Origin of the sequence: Pseudomonas sp. OV546 (genome assembly GCF_900116845.1) — a bacterium.
Taxonomy (GTDB): domain Bacteria; phylum Pseudomonadota; class Gammaproteobacteria; order Pseudomonadales; family Pseudomonadaceae; genus Aquipseudomonas; species Aquipseudomonas petroselini.
The window spans coordinates 476,060-494,588 of the sequence record NZ_FPCE01000002.1 but is presented as its reverse complement, the minus strand read 5'-3'; the positions used below and the strand labels follow the sequence as shown (position 1 = coordinate 494,588).

The window sequence follows — 18,529 nt, the reverse complement described above, 5'->3', positions numbered from 1 at the left end:
CTGGGGCGCGAAGCGGCCCTAAAACCTGAGATTGGGTTCTGTCTGGAGGAACGCGTTGAATGTATTGGGACTGCTGCGCAGCCCAGCGCGGGGCAAGCCCGCTCACCACAAAAAAGCCGCCGATCCAGGAAGGGGGGTATTTTCAGGCACAAACAAAAATGCCCCGGACCTTTCGGTACGGGGCATTTCTTAACTGTTGCACAACCTGGGCTGCGCGGCAGTTGTTACCACTTAGGCTGCAGCAGGAACGCTCAGAGCCTTGATGTGGCCATTCAGGCGGCTCTTATGGCGAGCGGCCTTGTTCTTGTGGATGATGCCTTTATCGGCCATACGGTCGATAACCGGCACTGCCAGAACGTAAGCAGCTTGGGCTTTTTCAGCGTCTTTGGTGTCGATGGCTTTAACTACATTCTTGATGTAGGTACGAACCATGGAACGCAGGCTGGCGTTGTGGCTGCGACGCTTCTCAGCCTGTTTTGCACGTTTTTTGGCGGAAGGTGTGTTGGCCACCGTCGAGCTCCTCGAAAGACTTTTTAGGAAATAGCAAACAAAATAGGCCGCGAATCATGCCGATGACTTGATGGGTTGTCAAGAGCGGCTGATGCGAACTGCTGAGTGGTCGATCTGAAGAGGCGGGTGATTTATTTCCGGCGCTTGACCTGTAAACTCGCGAGCTTTGGCTCTGTGCTGTTGCAGGCGCGCAGTATCGCATAAGTAGGCGCTTAGTTCGCCTGCTCTTTATCTATAGGCGCAAACTCTTTCAATGAATCTGCTCAAATCGTTGGCTGCCGTCAGCTCTATCACGATGATCTCCCGGGTTTTGGGGTTTGTGCGTGACACCCTGCTGGCGCGCATTTTTGGCGCCAGCATGGCCACGGATGCCTTCTTTATTGCATTTAAATTGCCCAACCTGCTGCGGCGGATCTTCGCCGAAGGCGCGTTTTCCCAGGCATTCGTGCCGATCCTGGCCGAATACAAGACCCAGCAGGGCGAGGAGGCGACTCGCACGTTTATTGCCTACGTCTCGGGCCTGCTGACCCTGGTGCTGATGCTGGTGACCGTCCTCGGCATGCTCGCCGCGCCCTGGGTGATCTGGGCCACGGCCCCCGGTTTTGCCAATACGCCGGAAAAATTCGCACTGACCACTGATCTGTTGCGCGTGACCTTTCCTTATATATTGCTGATCTCCCTGTCATCCCTGGCCGGGGCGATCCTCAATACCTGGAACCGTTTCTCGGTGCCGGCGTTTGTGCCGACGCTGCTGAACGTCAGCATGATCATCTTCGCGCTGTTTCTTACGCCGTATTTCGATCCGCCGGTAATGGCGCTGGGCTGGGCCGTACTGGCTGGCGGCCTGGCGCAATTGCTCTACCAACTGCCACATCTAAAAAAGATCGGCATGCTTGTACTGCCGCGCCTGAACCTCAAAGACACCGGCGTGTGGCGTGTCATGCGCAATATGCTGCCGGCGATCCTCGGCGTGTCGGTCAGCCAGATTTCGCTGATCATTAACACGGCGTTCGCTTCGCTGCTGGTGTCCGGCTCGGTGTCGTGGATGTACTACGCCGACCGCCTGATGGAGTTGCCGTCCGGCGTGCTTGGCGTGGCACTGGGCACGATCCTGCTGCCGACCCTGGCGCGCACCTATGCCAGCAAAGACCGTCAGGAATACTCACGCATCCTCGATTGGGGCCTGCGCCTGTGTTTTGTACTGGTGCTGCCGTGTGCGCTGGCGCTTGGGATCCTGGCCGAGCCGTTGACCGTGTCGCTGTTCCAATACGGCCAATTCGATGCCCATGACGCCTTGATGACGCAGCACGCGCTGGTCGCTTATTCCGTCGGTCTGCTCGGCATTATCGTGATCAAAGTGCTGGCCCCCGGCTTCTATGCCCAGCAAAACATCCGTACGCCGGTCAAAATCGCGATTTTCACGCTGATCGTCACGCAACTGCTCAACCTGGTGTTTATCGGTCCTTTGGCCCACGCCGGCCTGGCCCTGGCCATCAGTGCCGGTGCGTGCATCAACGCCGGGCTGTTGTTCTACCAACTGCGCAAACAGCAAATGTTCCAGCCTCAGCCAGGCTGGGGGATGTTCACCCTCAAGCTGTTGGTGGCGGTGGGCGCGATGTCGGCAGTGTTGCTTGGCCTGATGCATTTCATGCCCGCCTGGGACGAAGGCCATATGCTGGAGCGCTTCCTGCGCCTTGGCGTGCTGGTAGTCGCCGGTGTGGTGGTGTACTTCGGGATGTTGCTGCTGCAAGGCTTCCGCCTGCGCGATTTCAATCGCAAGTCACTGAGCTAGAGAGTTTGCCGCGATAAAACCGTTGTTTTATCGATTCGATCCATTTGGCCTGTGCTGTTGCCTGTCGTCCGAGGCCGGGTGTGGTTATAATCGACCACTTTATGAGCAAGAAGCGCGTTATGCAGCTGGTTCGAGGTCTCCACAACCTGCGCCCCGAGCATCGGGGCTGCGTCGCCACTATTGGCAACTTTGACGGTGTTCACCGTGGCCACCAGGCTATCCTGGCCAGGCTGCGCGAGCGTGCGGTCGAGTTGGGCGTGCCCAGCTGCGTGGTGATTTTCGAACCGCAGCCGCGGGAATACTTCACGCCCGAGACAGCGCCGGCCCGGCTCGCACGTCTCAGAGACAAGCTGCAACTGCTGGCTGAAGAGGGTGTAGACCGCGTTCTCTGCCTGGCTTTTAACCAGCGTTTGCAAAGCCTGAGCGCTGCCGAGTTCGTTGACCGCATCCTCGTCGATGGCCTGGGTGTGCAGCATTTGGAGGTCGGTGACGACTTCCGCTTTGGTTGCGACCGCGTCGGGGATTTCGATTTCCTGCAGGATGCCGGCGTCAACCAGGGGTTTACCGTCGAAGCCGCGCAAACCGTCGAACTGGACGGCCTGCGCGTGAGCAGTACCCAGGTGCGTAACGCCCTGGCCGCTGCCGACTTCGCCTTGGCCGAGCGGTTGCTCGGCCGCCCGTTCCGCATTGCCGGACGGGTCCTGCACGGCCAGAAGCTGGCGCGCCAATTGGGCACGCCAACCGCCAACGTGCAACTCAAGCGCCGCCGTGTGCCGCTGACCGGGGTTTACCTGGTGAGCGTCGACATCGACGGCCAATCGTGGCCGGGAGTCGCCAATATAGGCGTCAGGCCCACGGTTGCAGGTGATGGCAAGGCCCACCTGGAAGTGCATCTGTTGGATTTTGCCGGTGATCTGTATGACCGGCGTTTGACGGTGGTTTTCCACCAGAAGCTGCGTGAAGAGCAGCGTTTCGCCTCCCTTGAGGCGTTGAAAACGGCGATCAATGCGGATGTCGCCGCCGCCCGTGCACTAGCCGCACCTAGCGCCCATCGCTAACCGAAGAGCCTTAAATGACCGACTATAAAGCCACGCTAAACCTTCCGGACACCGCCTTCCCAATGAAGGCCGGCCTGCCACAGCGCGAACCGCAGATCCTGCAGCGCTGGGACAGTATTGGCCTGTACGGAAAGTTGCGCGAGATTGGCAAGGATCGTCCGAAATTCGTCCTGCACGACGGCCCTCCTTATGCCAACGGCACGATTCACATCGGTCATGCGCTGAACAAGATTCTCAAGGACATGATCCTGCGCTCGAAGACCCTGTCGGGCTTCGACGCGCCGTATGTTCCGGGTTGGGACTGCCACGGCCTGCCGATCGAACACAAAGTCGAAGTGACCTACGGCAAGAACCTGGGCGCGGATAAAACCCGCGAGCTGTGCCGCGCCTACGCCACCGAGCAGATCGAAGGGCAGAAGTCTGAATTCATCCGCCTCGGCGTGCTGGGCGAGTGGGATAACCCCTACAAGACCATGAACTTCAAGAACGAGGCCGGTGAAATCCGTGCCTTGGCCGAAATCGTCAAAGGCGGTTTTGTGTTCAAGGGCCTAAAGCCCGTGAACTGGTGTTTTGACTGCGGTTCGGCCCTGGCCGAAGCGGAAGTCGAGTACGAAGACAAGAAGTCCTCGACCATTGACGTGGCCTTCCCGGTTGCCGACGACGCCAAGCTGGCCGAGGCCTTTGGCCTGGCAAGCCTGAGCAAGCCGGCGGCCATCGTGATCTGGACCACCACCCCGTGGACCATCCCGGCCAACCAAGCGCTGAACGTGCACCCGGAATTCACCTACGCCCTGGTGGACGTCGGTGATCGCCTGCTGGTGCTGGCCGAGGAAATGGTCGAGGCCTGCCTGGCTCGCTATGAATTGCAAGGTTCGGTGATTGCGACCACCACCGGCTCCGCGCTGGAACTGGTCAACTTCCGTCACCCGTTCTATGACCGTCTGTCGCCGGTGTACCTGGCGGACTACGTTGAACTGGGCGCTGGCACCGGTATCGTTCACTCCGCGCCAGCTTATGGCGTGGACGACTTCGTGACCTGCAAAGCCTACGGCATGGTCAACGATGACATCCTGAACCCGGTGCAGAGCAATGGTGTGTACGCACCGTCGCTGGAGTTCTTCGGTGGCCAATTCATCTTCAAGGCCAATGATTCGATCATCGACAAGTTGTCGGAAGTCGGTTCGCTGTTGCACACCGAAACCATCAAGCACAGCTACATGCACTGCTGGCGTCACAAGACCCCGCTGATCTATCGCGCCACCGCGCAGTGGTTTATCGGCATGGACAAAGAACCGACCAGTGGCGACACCCTGCGTGTACGCTCGCTCAAGGCCATCGAAGACACCCAGTTCGTCCCGGCCTGGGGCCAGGCGCGCCTGCACTCGATGATCGCCAACCGTCCGGACTGGTGCATCTCCCGCCAGCGTAACTGGGGCGTGCCGATCCCGTTCTTCCTGAACAAGGAAAGCGGCGAGTTGCATCCACGTACCGTTGAGCTGATGGAAGAAGTGGCCCAGCGCGTTGAACTGGAAGGCATCGAAGCCTGGTTCAAAATGGACGCTGCCGAGCTGCTGGGCGATGAAGCGCCGCAGTACGACAAGATCAGCGACACCCTCGACGTATGGTTCGACTCGGGTACCACTCATTGGCACGTGCTGCGCGGCTCGCACCCGATGGGTCACGAAACCGGCCCGCGTGCCGACCTGTACCTGGAAGGCTCCGACCAACACCGTGGCTGGTTCCACTCGTCGCTGCTGACCGGTTGCGCCATCGACAACCACGCGCCGTACCGCGAACTGCTGACCCACGGCTTCACCGTCGACGAGACGGGCCGCAAGATGTCCAAGTCGCTGAAGAACGTGATCGAGCCGAAAAAGATCAACGACACCCTGGGCGCCGACATCATGCGTCTGTGGGTCGCCTCGACCGATTACTCGGGCGAAATCGCCGTGTCCGACCAGATCCTGGCTCGTAGCGCCGATGCCTACCGTCGTATCCGTAATACCGCACGCTTCCTGCTGTCGAACCTGACCGGTTTCAACCCGGCCACCGACATCCTGCCGGCCGAGGACATGCTCGCCCTGGACCGTTGGGCCGTGGACCGTACCCTGTTGCTGCAGCGTGAGTTGCAGGAAAACTACGGCGAATACCGTTTCTGGAACGTGTACTCGAAGATCCACAACTTCTGCGTGCAGGAGCTGGGTGGCTTCTACCTCGACATCATCAAGGACCGCCAGTACACCACCGGCGCCAACAGCAAGGCGCGCCGTTCGGCGCAGACCGCGCTTTACCACATCTCCGAAGCGCTGGTGCGCTGGATCGCGCCGATCCTGGCCTTCACCGCCGACGAACTGTGGGAATACCTGCCGGGCGAGCGTAACGAGTCGGTGATGCTCAACACCTGGTACGAAGGCCTGACCGAACTGCCGGCCGACTTCGAGCTGGGCCGCGAGTACTGGGAAGGCGTGATGGCTGTCAAAGTCGCGGTGAACAAGGAACTGGAAGTACAGCGTGCGGCCAAGGCCGTCGGTGGCAACCTGCAAGCCGAAGTCACCCTGTTCGCCGAGGAAGGCCTGACTGCCGACCTGGCCAAGCTGAGCAACGAGCTGCGCTTCGTGCTGATCACCTCCACCGCGAGCCTGGCACCCTTTGCCCAGGCCCCGGCGGATGCGGTGGCGACCGAAGTGCCGGGCCTCAAGCTCAAAGTGGTCAAGTCGGCCTTCCCTAAGTGCGCCCGTTGCTGGCACTGCCGCGAAGATGTCGGCGTGAACCCTGAGCATCCGGAAATCTGTGGTCGTTGTGTCGACAACATCTCGGGTGCTGGTGAGGTTCGTCACTATGCCTAACGCTTCCAGCCGTTTCGGACGTTTGGGCCTGCTCGTACTGAGCGTGCTGGTCCTGGTCATCGACCAGGTCAGCAAGGCTCATTTCGAGGGTTCCCTGGAGATGTTCCAGCAAATCGTGGTGATCCCGGATTACTTCAGCTGGACCCTGGCCTACAACACCGGCGCCGCTTTCAGCTTTTTGGCTGACGGCGGTGGCTGGCAGCGCTGGTTGTTCGCTGTGATTGCCTTGGTGGTCAGTGCGGTGCTGGTGGTATGGCTCAAGCGCCTTGGTCGCGATGACACTTGGCTGGCCGTTGCCCTGGCACTGGTGCTCGGCGGCGCGCTGGGCAACCTGTACGACCGCATTGCCTTGGGCCATGTGATCGACTTCATTCTGGTGCATTGGCAGAACCGCCATTACTTCCCGGCGTTCAACTTTGCCGACAGCGCCATCACCGTCGGTGCAATTATGCTGGCGTTGGATATGTTCAAAAGCAAGAAAACCGGAGAGACCGTCAATGACTGATCAGGTATTGGCTGAGCAACGTATCGGCCAGAACACGGAAGTCACTTTGCATTTTGCATTGCGCCTTGAGAATGGCGACACGGTCGACAGCACGTTCGACAAAGCCCCGGCGACCTTCAAGGTCGGTGATGGCAACCTGCTGCCGGGTTTCGAAGCGGCCCTGTTCGGCTTCAAGGCGGGCGACAAGCGCACCTTGCAGATCCTGCCGGAAAACGCCTTTGGCCAGCCCAACCCGCAAAACGTGCAGATCATCCCGCGTTCGCAGTTCCAGGACATGGACTTGTCGGAAGGCCTGCTGGTGATCTTCAACGATGCGGCGAATACCGAGCTGCCCGGTGTGGTGAAAACCTTCGATGACGCGCAAGTGACCATCGACTTCAACCACCCGTTGGCCGGTAAAACCTTGACGTTCGACGTTGAAATCATCGACGTTAAAGCGATCTGATCAACGACGCAGTTCAGAAAATGTGGGAGGGGGCTTGCCCCCCGATAGCTGGGTGTCAGTCAGTGCATCTGTGACTGACCCACCGCCATCGGGGGCAAGCCCCCTCCCACCTTTGATCTTCATTGTCAGTTGGGTTAGCGTCACGCCTGACCCAAAACGGCTGCAAGACACGAGGCACAGCATGCAAATCAAACTCGCCAACCCCCGTGGCTTCTGCGCTGGCGTGGACCGGGCGATTGAAATCGTCAACCGCGCCCTGGAAGTCTTCGGGCCGCCGATTTATGTGCGCCATGAAGTCGTCCACAATAAATTCGTGGTCGAAGACCTGCGCGCCCGCGGCGCCATCTTTGTCGAAGAGCTGGACCAGGTGCCGGATGACGTTATCGTCATTTTCAGCGCCCACGGTGTGTCCCAGGCAGTGCGTACCGAAGCGGCAGGCCGTGGCCTGAAAGTCTTCGATGCCACCTGCCCACTGGTCACCAAGGTCCATATCGAGGTCGCACGCTACAGCCGTGACGGTCGCGAGTGCATCCTGATCGGCCACGCCGGCCACCCGGAAGTCGAAGGCACCATGGGCCAGTACGACGCCAGCAATGGCGGCGCCATTTACTTGGTGGAAGACGAAAAAGACGTCGCCAACCTGCAGGTGCAGAACCCCGAGCGCCTGGCATTCGTGACCCAGACCACCCTGTCCATGGACGACACCAGCCGCGTGATCGACGCGCTGCGCAATCGCTTCCCGGCCATCGGCGGGCCGCGCAAGGACGATATTTGCTACGCCACCCAGAACCGACAGGACGCGGTCAAGCAACTGGCCGATGAATGCGATGTGGTCCTGGTTGTCGGCAGCCCCAACAGCTCCAACTCCAACCGCCTGCGTGAGTTGGCTGAGCGCATGGCAACGCCTGCGTACCTGATCGACGGTGCTGAAGACATGCAACGCAGCTGGTTCGATGGGGTCGAGCGTATCGGCATCACGGCAGGCGCTTCGGCCCCCGAAGTGCTGGTGCGCGGTGTTATCCAACAACTGCACGCCTGGGGGGCGACTGGTGCTGATGAACTGGCCGGTCGCGAGGAGAACATCACGTTCTCCATGCCCAAGGAACTGCGGGTTCGCTCATTGCTCTGAGTGCCCGGCTGCCGGATTGATTCCGGCACAGCGCCTGCTCGGCACTGTCGCTGCGCAGGCTGATCCGCCCGCTGGGCGCCAGCACGATCTGATGCAGGCTCTGCGCCTGCTCCCTGGCGCAGACATGCACAGTGCCGGCACGGAATCCGCCGCCTGAAAATATCGGCTCGCCCAGGCCGCTGAAGCGAACCTGGCTCTTGAGCGGTCCATTGCCCACGATCGTACCCCGCATACTGTCTCGGCGCTCCAGCAGCACCGGGTTGTCATCGTCCAAGTGGCCGCGTCCGCTGACATCCACGATTACCCGCCAACCCAGGCTCCAATCATCTTCCAATGCGTGAATGACCACCGGGCGGTTGCGTGCGACGGCCTCGGCGCGTGCGTAGCGTAGCCCGCCGGCCAAGGATTGCGCCGCACTGTATCGCTGCTGTGATTCCAACAGGCTCTTGAAGCTCGGCACTGCCAGGTTGGCCAGGATGCCACTCACGATCAGTCCGAGCAGCAGTTCGATCAGGGTGAAGCCTCGTTGCTGCATGTGTCATCCCTCCGTGGATGTGGGTGCAGCCCTAGGTATAGCGCTCAAGCGATAGCGTTGAATGATGGCCTTTACGTCCAAAGTATTTCCCTTTGTTCCTGGAGCAGCGCAGGCGAAAAACCGGCGCTAGTCTTGGGCCGCACAGCAGGTTTCACCTGCTCTTTTTCGGACCTCGACACGGATGACGACGGTAATGCTTGTCTGCACGAACACCTGTTTGCCCCACGCCTTAACCCGGCAACAAACCGGCATGACGCTGATCGAGGTGCTGGTCTCGGTACTGATTCTGGCCATCGGCCTGCTGGGCGCGGCGGTGATCCAGCTCAATGCGCTCAAATACACGGACAGTTCCAGAATGACCAGCCAGGCCAGTTTCATTGCCTACGACATGCTCGACCGAATCCGCGCCAATGCCGCCGCCGATTACACGTGGGGCCGAGCTGAGCGTGCGCTGGCCAATACCGCTACCGCCAACGTGCGCGACCTGGACCTGCACGATTTCGAGGCCAATATTCTCGGATTTGCCGGGGAGAGCGCCAAAGGCTCGGTGTCGGTCAGTGGGCGTGAGGTGGTCGTCAGTATCAGCTGGGACGACAGTCGAGGCACAAACAGGCCGGGTGCCCGGGAAACCTTCACCCTGACCAGCCGCATAGGCGATGAGCCGGCGGTGGCGCAGTGAGGCGGCGTGCTCGAGGTTTCAGCCTGGTGGAGTTGCTGCTGGCTCTGGCCTTGGGGTTGGTGCTGGTCCTCGGTGTCAGCCAGGTGGCGATCAACTCCAGCACCACCCACGCCAGCCAGCAGGCCGCTCTGTTGCTGCAGGATGATGCGCGGTTTGTGCTGGGTAAGTTGCTCCAGGATATCCGTCAGGCGGGCATGTTTGGCTGTTTGGCCACCGGGTTTATCGAGAATGCTCCACCGGCTTTTGATCGGCCGGTCAGCTGGAGTGTCGGGGGGGATTCACAATCGCTGACGCTGGTGACCACGGATGTCGGCGATGGCAATGGTAAGCCGGACTGGATGGTGTTGTCCGATTGCACCGGGACCGCCCAGGCCTATACCGGAAACGCCCCCGCGCCTGCCCCCGGACAGATCCGTTTTGCACTGCGTCAGCTGACCTACACCTTCGAAGCGGGCCAATTGAAGGTCAGCACGCCTGCCTCGCCCGCCAAGGCGGTACTGGTGGATAACGTGCAGGCGTTCGATCTCAGTTTTGGCGTGGCCGCCAAGCCCACCTCGATGGAGGTGGAGCGCTACGACGCCAGGCCGGCCGACGCGTCGCTGATACGCAGTGTGCGCATCCTGATGACCCTGCAAGACCCGGGCGGCCGGGTCAAAGATCAAACCTACAGCGTCGTGGCGGCGCTGCGTAACCGTGTGGGGTAGGGCGGCCATGGTGCTCACAAAGGCGATTCGTTTCCGCCAGGCCGGCATGGTGCTGCTGATCAGCCTGGTGTTCCTGTTGCTGTTGTCGCTGATCGGTTTGTCATCGATGCAGGGCGCGGTCATTCAGCAAAAGATCACGGGCAGCCTCTGGCACCGTAATCAGTCGCTGCAAAGTGCCGAGACTGGCTTGAGGCGCGGAGAGTCAGCGATACAACAGTCATTTTCGACACTGCCCTTGTGCCGGTCGATTGTCACCTGTGCGCCACCGCAGGCGGCCTTTTCGGTGCTTGCGCCCGGAGTGGACCCTGGTTCGGGCGTCACCTGGGTTGCGCTGACAGGCGGTCTGTACGGCATTCAATTCCTGGGGCCGGCTGTAGGGCTGGCGCACCTGCCACCGCAAACGCCGGCGGCGGTGTATCGAGTGACGGCAGTCGGGCTAAGCGGCCAATTGCGCACAGTATTGGAGAGCGTCTACGCGCGGACAGAACAGGAGGGCAATTCGCGTTTTCGGCGAGTGGCATGGCGACAACTTCAATAGACGCACATAAGGAGCAATTGGAATGGGCATGGACAGCCAAGGCTTTACCCTGATCGAGCTACTCATCGCCGTGGCGATCACCGCGGTCGTGGCCGGGATTGCTTACCCTGGGTATACCGGCCATCTCAAAAAGGTGTATCGCGCTGAGATCGTCGCTCTATTGACCGAGCAGGCTCACTACCTGGAGCGATTTTATGCGAGGAACGGCACTTTTATTGACGCAAGCAGCGTCAGTGGTGGCAATGATCGCTATAGAATCACCGCTGCATTGAACCCCCAGGATTTTCAGCTGCTGGCCACGCCGGTCGTCGATTCGGTGATGGCCGGTGACCCTTGCGGCGACTACGGTCTGACCGGCACGGGCGCGCGGACGAATCCGGGCGCGGCACCTGACATGTCCCGCAAGCTGTGCTGGGGGCAATGATGAGGGTTCTGGATGATTGGGCGCCGGGCGCGCTTGTTCCTATTTATCGGCTGGATCAAATGATGGCTAAGCAACAGCAAGTGGTGATTGTCGGTGGCGGAGTCATCGGCTTGTTGACGGCGTTCAACCTGGCCGCCCAAGGGCAGGCGGTTGTGCTGCTGGAGCGCGCGGGATTGGGGCAGGAGTCATCCTGGGCCGGTGGTGGCATCGTCTCGCCCTTGTATCCGTGGCGCTATAGCCCGGCGGTCACGGCGCTGGCCCATTGGTCACAGGATTTTTATCCACAGCTGGCGGAGCACTTGTTTGCTGCGACGGGTGTCGACCCAGAGGTGCACACCACAGGGCTGTACTGGCTGGACCTGGACGACGAAGCCGAAGCCCTGGCCTGGGCGGCACGGGAAGGCCGTCCACTGAGTAAAGTGGACATCTCGGCCGCCCATGACGCCGTTCCGGTGCTGGGTGGCGGGTATTCCCAGGCGATCTATATGGCCAACGTCGCCAATGTGCGCAACCCGCGCTTGGTCAAATCCCTCAAGGCAGCGCTGCTGGCGTTACCCGGCGTGACCCTTCATGAGCAGTGCGAAGTGACCGGGTTTGTCGTGGACGCCGGTAGCGTGGTGGGTGTGAACACGGCGCAGGGCCCGGTTCTTGGCGACCAGGTGGTACTGGCGGCGGGAGCCTGGAGCGGTGAGTTGCTTGGCACCCTGGGTTTGTCGCTTCCGGTGGAGCCAGTTAAAGGCCAGATGATTCTGTACAAATGCGCCTCGGATTTCTTGTCGAGCATGGTGCTGGCCAAGGGGCGTTATGCAATCCCTCGGCGTGACGGGCATATCCTGATCGGCAGTACTCTGGAGCACGAAGGTTTCGATAAGACGCCCACCGACAAGGCGCTTGAAAGCCTCAAGGCGTCAGCGGTGGAGTTGATTCCCGCGCTGGCGGACGCCGAAGTCGTCGGGCATTGGGCCGGATTGCGCCCCGGTTCGCCGGAGGGCATTCCTTACATCGGCCCGGTGCCGGGCTTCAAGGGGTTGTGGCTCAACTGCGGGCATTACCGCAACGGCCTGGTGCTCGCGCCGGCGTCCTGCCAGTTGTTTGCCGATTTGCTGCTGATGCGTGCGCCGATCATCGACCCGGCGCCTTATGCACCCGAAGGTCGGATCAACGCTGGATAGACTTCGGCCCTTGCTCCAGGTGCGCCTGGGTGCAATACCACTCCTGGCGTGAGCTCAAGGCGCGATCCTGCGGCAAGTGCACGCCGCAGTGGGCGCAGCGCACCATCAGGGCAGCGCCGGGTTCACTGGCGCGTTGCTGTCTAGCGGCCGGGCTTTTGAATTTGCGCCAGAACCATACTGCGGCGGCAATGACGGCAATCCAGAACAATAAACGAAGCATGATGGGCAGTTTCTCGACGAGGAATGCGCCAGTTTAGCCAAGGACGTGTCAGGCGCACAGCGCAATAATACCGCCCACAAAAAAGGAGCCTCGAAAGGCTCCTTTTGATGACGCAGGGTGCAATCAGTCGAACACACCGAAGGTCATGTAGCTGAACCACGAGCGATCCTGGTTGTTGCCCTGGGCTTGTGGCTCTTCCTCTTCGATTACGTCGCCGTTCTCGTCGTGGGGCTTGAGCTCCGAAGGAATGGCTTCCTTGGCGTCCTGGAACTGCTTGATCACGTCCTGGTTGGCGCGGGTTTCGCCCGGCGGCAGCGGTGGACGGGACTCGATCAGGCCCAGGGTGTACTTGCTCAGCCACGAACGGTTGTCGGCTTCAGCAACCTGAGGCACGAACTGGCCGTCTTTCAGGCTTGGGTGGTCCGGGTAGTTGAGCTTGAGGGTTTCCAGGCTGGTGCTGGCCAGCTCGTCCAGGTGCAGACGCTGGTAAGCCTCGGTCATCACGGCCAGGCCATCACCCACGGAAGGGGTTTCCTGGAAGTTTTCGACAACATAACGGCCACGGTTGGCGGCTGCTACGTAGGCCTGACGCGTCAGGTAGTAGTGGGCCACGTGGATCTCGTAGGACGCCAGCAGGTTGCGCAGGTAGATCATGCGCTGCTTGGCGTCCGGCGCGTAGCGGCTGTTGGGGTAGCGGCTGGTCAGCTGGGCGAACTCGTTGTAGGAGTCGCGGGCAGCGCCCGGGTCACGCTTGGTCATGTCCAGCGGCAGGAAGCGCGCCAGCAGGCCGACGTCCTGGTCGAACGAAGTCAGGCCCTTCATGTAGTAGGCGTAGTCGACGTTCGGGTGCTGCGGATGCAGGCGGATGAAACGCTCGGCGGCGGACTTGGCGGCTTCCGGCTCGGCGTTCTTGTAGTTGGCGTAGATCAGTTCGAGCTGGGCCTGGTCGGCATAACGCCCGAACGGATAGCGCGACTCCAGTGCCTTCAGCTTCGCTGTGGCGCTGGTGTAGCTATTGTTGTCCAGGTCTTTCTGAGCCAGTTGGTACAACTCGACTTCGCTCAGGTTTTCGTCGACGACGTCCTTTGTTGACGAGCAAGCAGCAGTCATGGCGAGGATGGCGATCAGCAGCAGGTGTTTCACTTGCATGGCGGCTTGCGTCCCTATGACGGCCGCTGTCTTGGGCGGGGCCGTCCTGTTATGATGAGCGCCCCGTTGAAAGCCTCGGGGCAAAAGACGCCGTATTTAACCACAAGCGCGCAGCCGAAACCAAAGGCTACGCCACGCCTAGTCTGAGCATGTCCGATAAAATTGAACTTCGCGCAGAGGTGCCGTCCGAATTGGGCGGCCAACGCCTCGATCAAGTCGCCGCACAATTATTCGCTGAGCACTCGCGCTCGCGCCTTTCCGCCTGGATCAAAGACGGCCGCCTGACTGTGGATGGAGCGGTTATCCGCCCGCGAGACATAGTCCATGGCGGTGCGATTCTTGAGCTGACTGCCGAGCAGGAAGCCCAGGGAGAATGGGTCGCCCAAGACATCGAGCTGGATATCGTCTATGAAGACGACGACATCCTGGTCATCAACAAACCCGCAGGCCTGGTGGTTCACCCGGCGGCCGGGCACGCTGATGGCACCTTGCTCAATGCCCTGTTGCACCATGTGCCGGACATCATCAACGTCCCGCGCTGCGGTATCGTGCACCGTCTGGACAAGGACACCACCGGCTTGATGGTGGTGGCCAAGACCATTCAGGCTCAGACGCAGTTGGTCACACAATTGCAGAGCCGCAGCGTCAGCCGGATCTACGAATGCATCGTGATCGGCGTGGTGGTGGCGGGTGGCAAGATCAACGCGCCAATCGGTCGTCACGGCCAGCAGCGCCAGCGTATGGCGGTGATGGAGGGCGGCAAGCAGGCCGTGAGCCACTACCGTGTGCTCGAGCGTTTCCGCTCCCACACCCATGTGCGGGTCAAGCTGGAGACCGGGCGTACCCACCAGATTCGCGTCCATATGGCGCATATCAACTTCCCGTTGGTCGGTGATCCGGCCTACGGCGGGCGCTTCCGTATTCCACCGGCGGCCAGCGCAACTATGGTTGAGTCGTTGAAAACCTTCCCGCGCCAGGCACTGCACGCACGCTTCCTGGAGCTGGACCATCCGACGAGCGGTAAGCGGATGAGCTGGGAATCGCCTCTGCCGGACGATCTGGTCTGGTTGTTGTCGTTGCTCAAGCAGGATCGCGAGGCGTTTGTCGGGTGAGTGACTGGCTGATACCTGACTGGCCCGCACCGGCCCAGGTCAAAGCCTGCGTCACTACGCGTGCGGGCGGCGTCAGCCTGGCGCCGTTCGACAGCCTCAACCTGGGCGATCATGTCGAGGACGGCCTGGAGGCCGTCCTTGAAAATCGCCGTCGTCTGACCGATGTATTCGACATACAGCCTGCCTGGTTGCGCCAAGTCCACGGAGTCACCGTGGTTGAGGCCGATCCGTCGCGCACCGCCGAAGCGGATGGCAGTTGGACCAGCACCCCCGGCATCGCCTGCACCTCCATGACCGCCGATTGCCTGCCTGCGTTGTTCTGCAACCGTGCTGGTACCCGTGTGGCTGCTGCTCATGCCGGTTGGCGTGGGCTGGCGGCGGGCGTCCTGGAAGCGGCGTTCGAAAGCCTCGATGCCCAGCCTGATGACGTATTGGTCTGGCTCGGTCCAGCGATTGGTCCGCAAGCTTTTGAAGTCGGCCCGGAAGTGCGTGAAGCCTTCATGCAGCAACTGCCGGCCACCGCCGAAGCCTTTGTGCCCAGCCGCAACACCGGCAAGTTCATGGCCGACATCTATAAGCTCGCCCGTTTGCGCCTCGCCGCGCGCGGTGTCACGGCTGTTTATGGTGGTGGGTTCTGCACGGTGACCGACCCGCGCTTCTTTTCCTACCGGCGCAGCCCCCGCACCGGACGTTTCGCCTCGCTTATCTGGCTTGAACGCTAGACTCTCTTGACCTGGGTCAAACCCGGTCCATATCGACCATCGCTCGCTTGAATCTTGCAGAATCCTCCCCATCTATAGGGGTATCTGGCAGGTTTCTTCATTCAGGATGTTTTATAGCTCCGGCCTGCTCAAAAGGAAGGTGACTAATGCGTATTGATCGTTTAACCAGCAAATTGCAGTTGGCACTGTCTGACTCTCAATCCTTGGCGGTGGGCCTCGACCACCCGGCCATTGAGCCTGCGCACTTGATGCAGGCGCTTCTGGAGCAGCAAGGTGGTTCTATCAAACCCTTGCTGATGCAGGTGGGCTTTGACGTCAACAGCCTGCGCAAGGAGTTGAGCAAAGAGCTCGACCAACTGCCGAAAATCCAAAATCCTACCGGCGACGTGAATATGTCGCAGGATCTGGCGCGCCTGCTTAACCAGGCAGACCGCCTGGCCCAGCAGAAAGGTGACCAGTTCATCTCCAGTGAACTGGTGCTGCTCGCGGCCATGGACGAGAACAGCAAGCTCGGCAAGTTGTTGCTGGGTCAGGGCGTGAGCAAGAAAGCACTGGAAAACGCCATCAACAACCTGCGTGGCGGCGATGCGGTGAACGACCCCAACCACGAGGAGTCGCGCCAGGCCTTGGATAAATACACCGTTGACCTGACCAAGCGCGCCGAAGAGGGCAAGCTTGACCCGGTGATCGGCCGTGACGATGAAATCCGTCGCACCATCCAAGTGCTGCAACGTCGTACCAAGAACAATCCGGTATTGATCGGTGAGCCTGGCGTGGGTAAAACCGCGATTGCCGAAGGGCTGGCCCAGCGCATCATCAACGGAGAAGTGCCGGACGGCCTCAAAGGCAAGCGCCTGCTGTCCCTGGACATGGGGTCGTTGATCGCCGGTGCCAAGTTCCGTGGCGAGTTCGAAGAACGCCTGAAATCCCTGCTCAATGAGCTGTCGAAGCAGGAAGGGCAGATCATTCTGTTTATCGACGAGCTGCACACCATGGTCGGCGCCGGTAAAGGCGAAGGCTCGATGGACGCTGGTAACATGCTCAAGCCTGCCTTGGCGCGGGGTGAGTTGCACTGCGTGGGTGCGACCACGCTCAACGAATACCGCCAGTACATTGAAAAGGACGCGGCCCTTGAGCGTCGTTTCCAGAAAGTGCTGGTGGAAGAGCCGAGCGAAGAAGACACCATCGCCATCCTGCGTGGCTTGAAAGAACGCTATGAGGTCCACCACAAGGTGGCGATCACCGACGGCGCGATCATTGCGGCGGCCAAATTGAGCCATCGCTATATCACCGACCGTCAGTTGCCCGACAAGGCCATCGACTTGATCGACGAAGCTGCCAGCCGTATCCGCATGGAAATCGACTCCAAGCCGGAAGTGCTCGACCGTCTGGACCGGCGCCTGATTCAACTGAAAGTTGAGTCCCAGGCCCTGAAGAAAGAAGAAGACGACGCGGCGAAGAAACGCCTGGAAAAACTCCAGGAAGAAATCGTCCGTCTGGAACGTGAGTATTCGGATCTGGAAGAAATCTGGACCTCGGAAAAAGCCGAAGTACAGGGCTCTGCCCAGATCCAGCAAAAGATCGAGCAGTCGCGGCAGGAACTTGAAGCTGCCCGCCGTAAAGGCGACCTGAACCGCATGGCCGAATTGCAGTACGGGGTGATCCCTGACCTGGAGCGCAGCCTGCAGATGGTCGACCAGCACGGCAAAAGCGAGAACCAGTTGCTGCGCAGCAAGGTGACCGAGGAAGAAATTGCCGAAGTCGTCTCCAAGTGGACCGGTATCCCGGTGTCGAAGATGCTCGAAGGCGAGCGCGACAAGCTGCTGAAAATGGAAAGCCTGTTGCACCAGCGTGTCATCGGTCAGGAAGAGGCCGTGGTGGCGGTGTCCAATGCGGTGCGGCGCTCCCGGGCCGGTTTGTCCGACCCGAATCGTCCGAGCGGCTCGTTCATGTTCCTCGGCCCGACCGGTGTGGGTAAGACCGAGCTGTGCAAGGCCTTGGCCGAGTTCCTCTTTGATACTGAAGAGGCCATGGTGCGAATCGACATGTCTGAGTTCATGGAGAAGCACTCGGTGGCTCGCCTGATTGGCGCTCCACCAGGCTATGTGGGCTACGAGGAGGGCGGTTACCTGACCGAAGCCGTGCGGCGTAAGCCTTACTCGGTGATCCTGCTGGATGAGGTCGAGAAGGCGCACCCGGATGTGTTCAACATCCTCTTGCAAGTGCTGGAGGATGGCCGCCTGACCGACAGCCACGGGCGTACGGTGGACTTCCGCAACACGGTGATCGTGATGACCTCCAACCTGGGCTCGGCGCAGATCCAGGAACTGGTGGGCGACCGTGAAGCCCAGCGTGCGGCGGTGATGGATGCGTTGACCACGCACTTCCGCCCGGAATTCATTAACCGGGTCGATGAAGTGGTGATCTTCGAGCCTTTGGCACGGGATCAGATTGCGGGCATCACCGAGATCCAACTGGGTCGTCTGCGTGGCCGTCTGACTGAGCGCGAGTTGTCGCTGGACCTGAGCCAGGAGGCGTTGGACAAGCTGATCGCGGTGGGTTACGACCCGGTGTATGGCGCACGGCCGTTGAAACGTGCGATCCAGCGCTGGATCGAGAACCCGTTGGCCCAGCTGATCCTGTCGGGCGGCTTTATGCCAGGGACCAGCGTTACGGCAACGGTGGAAAACGACGAAATCGTCTTCCACTGAGCCCCAACTGCTGGGTAATAAGAGAAGGCCTCGCATTGCGAGGCCTTTTTTTTCGATAGGGCGTTGAACTGTAAGGCAAAGGCTTGTAAAGTGCGCCCCGCAGCAACGTCAGCCCACGGGTTTCTTCTCCCCAAGAAGAAATCAGAAACAAGCGCAAATCATTGTCTTAAAAGCAATTTAAAGGGTTGACAGGGTTTTTTAAGATTGTAGAATAGCGCGCCTCAGAGACACGAACGTAGCGATACGGAAAGGTCAAAGAGAAGGTTGCACCGCAGTAA

The 18,529-nt window shown here is 60.4% G+C and carries 18 protein-coding genes; 14 read left to right on the top strand and 4 right to left on the bottom strand.

Going from position 1 to position 18,529, the window contains the following annotated elements; all coding sequences use genetic code 11:
* Positions 1–231 precede the first annotated feature (231 nt).
* Positions 232–510: a 30S ribosomal protein S20 gene (rpsT, locus tag BM403_RS07505; protein WP_003188401.1), complete on the bottom strand. Its 279-nt coding sequence runs from the start codon at positions 508–510 to the stop codon at positions 232–234.
* A gap of 253 nt (positions 511–763) precedes the next feature.
* On the opposite strand from rpsT, the gene murJ reads away from it, so the two are divergent.
* The 6 genes from murJ to ispH all read left to right on the top strand — a co-directional run bounded on the left by murJ (position 764) and on the right by ispH (position 8,285).
* Complete coding sequence (gene murJ, locus BM403_RS07495) at positions 764–2,302, top strand: murein biosynthesis integral membrane protein MurJ (protein ID WP_093542249.1); 1,539 nt, start codon at positions 764–766, stop codon at positions 2,300–2,302.
* A 119-nt stretch (positions 2,303–2,421) separates the two neighbouring features.
* The gene (ribF, locus tag BM403_RS07490; protein WP_175538052.1) at positions 2,422–3,360 is read left to right on the top strand and encodes a bifunctional riboflavin kinase/FAD synthetase; all 939 of its coding nucleotides are present in this window, start codon (positions 2,422–2,424) and stop codon (positions 3,358–3,360) included.
* Between the two features lie 14 nt (positions 3,361–3,374).
* Positions 3,375–6,206, top strand: coding sequence for an isoleucine--tRNA ligase (ileS, locus tag BM403_RS07485; RefSeq protein WP_093542245.1), 2,832 nt, complete (start codon positions 3,375–3,377; stop codon positions 6,204–6,206).
* Positions 6,199–6,711 (top strand): signal peptidase II, encoded by a 513-nt coding sequence (lspA, locus tag BM403_RS07480; RefSeq protein WP_012722140.1) that lies wholly within the window; start codon positions 6,199–6,201, stop codon positions 6,709–6,711. Before ileS ends, lspA begins: the two co-directional genes overlap by 8 nt.
* A gap of 7 nt (positions 6,712–6,718) precedes the next feature.
* On the top strand, positions 6,719–7,156 hold the full coding sequence (gene fkpB / locus BM403_RS07475) for an FKBP-type peptidyl-prolyl cis-trans isomerase (RefSeq protein WP_173390393.1): 438 nt from the start codon (positions 6,719–6,721) through the stop codon (positions 7,154–7,156).
* A 181-nt stretch (positions 7,157–7,337) separates the two neighbouring features.
* Positions 7,338–8,285, top strand: coding sequence for a 4-hydroxy-3-methylbut-2-enyl diphosphate reductase (ispH, locus tag BM403_RS07470; protein WP_046034095.1), 948 nt, complete (start codon positions 7,338–7,340; stop codon positions 8,283–8,285).
* Here the strand turns inward: ispH and BM403_RS07465 are convergent.
* The gene (locus tag BM403_RS07465) at positions 8,239–8,820 is read right to left on the bottom strand and encodes a GspH/FimT family pseudopilin (protein WP_046034093.1); all 582 of its coding nucleotides are present in this window, start codon (positions 8,818–8,820) and stop codon (positions 8,239–8,241) included. The two genes, ispH and BM403_RS07465, sit on opposite strands and share 47 nt — an antisense overlap.
* A 193-nt stretch (positions 8,821–9,013) precedes the next feature.
* Between BM403_RS07465 and pilV the strand changes: the two genes are divergently transcribed.
* The 5 genes from pilV (at position 9,014) to thiO (ending at position 12,337) form a co-directional block, all read left to right on the top strand.
* The gene (gene pilV, locus BM403_RS07460; RefSeq protein WP_043204762.1) at positions 9,014–9,499 is read left to right on the top strand and encodes a type IV pilus modification protein PilV; all 486 of its coding nucleotides are present in this window, start codon (positions 9,014–9,016) and stop codon (positions 9,497–9,499) included.
* On the top strand, positions 9,496–10,203 hold the full coding sequence (locus BM403_RS07455; RefSeq protein WP_093542243.1) for a prepilin-type N-terminal cleavage/methylation domain-containing protein: 708 nt from the start codon (positions 9,496–9,498) through the stop codon (positions 10,201–10,203). Before pilV ends, BM403_RS07455 begins: the two co-directional genes overlap by 4 nt.
* A 7-nt stretch (positions 10,204–10,210) precedes the next feature.
* Positions 10,211–10,741 (top strand): pilus assembly PilX family protein, encoded by a 531-nt coding sequence (locus tag BM403_RS07450; protein ID WP_093542369.1) that lies wholly within the window; start codon positions 10,211–10,213, stop codon positions 10,739–10,741.
* A gap of 22 nt (positions 10,742–10,763) precedes the next feature.
* Positions 10,764–11,165, top strand: coding sequence for a type IV pilin protein (locus BM403_RS07445; protein WP_012722147.1), 402 nt, complete (start codon positions 10,764–10,766; stop codon positions 11,163–11,165).
* Between the two features lie 62 nt (positions 11,166–11,227).
* Entirely contained in the window at positions 11,228–12,337 is a 1,110-nt protein-coding gene (gene thiO / locus BM403_RS07440) for a glycine oxidase ThiO (RefSeq protein ID WP_093542241.1), read from the top strand.
* On the opposite strand, the gene BM403_RS07435 is transcribed toward thiO, so the two are convergent.
* Positions 12,324–12,557, bottom strand: coding sequence for a PP0621 family protein (locus BM403_RS07435; RefSeq protein WP_012722149.1), 234 nt, complete (start codon positions 12,555–12,557; stop codon positions 12,324–12,326). The genes thiO and BM403_RS07435 overlap by 14 nt on opposite strands.
* A 123-nt stretch (positions 12,558–12,680) precedes the next feature.
* Positions 12,681–13,706, bottom strand: coding sequence for an outer membrane protein assembly factor BamD (locus BM403_RS07430; protein WP_012722150.1), 1,026 nt, complete (start codon positions 13,704–13,706; stop codon positions 12,681–12,683).
* Positions 13,707–13,855: 149 nt separating this feature from the next.
* Between BM403_RS07430 and rluD the strand changes: the two genes are divergently transcribed.
* The 3 genes from rluD to clpB all read left to right on the top strand — a co-directional run bounded on the left by rluD (position 13,856) and on the right by clpB (position 18,251).
* Positions 13,856–14,818, top strand: coding sequence for a 23S rRNA pseudouridine(1911/1915/1917) synthase RluD (gene rluD, locus BM403_RS07425; protein ID WP_010565584.1), 963 nt, complete (start codon positions 13,856–13,858; stop codon positions 14,816–14,818).
* A complete protein-coding gene (pgeF, locus tag BM403_RS07420) occupies positions 14,815–15,540 on the top strand; it encodes a peptidoglycan editing factor PgeF (protein ID WP_093542239.1) in 726 nt (241 codons plus the stop codon). Before rluD ends, pgeF begins: the two co-directional genes overlap by 4 nt.
* A gap of 146 nt (positions 15,541–15,686) precedes the next feature.
* Entirely contained in the window at positions 15,687–18,251 is a 2,565-nt protein-coding gene (gene clpB, locus BM403_RS07415; protein WP_046034085.1) for an ATP-dependent chaperone ClpB, read from the top strand.
* The last annotated feature ends 278 nt before the right edge of the window (positions 18,252–18,529 follow it).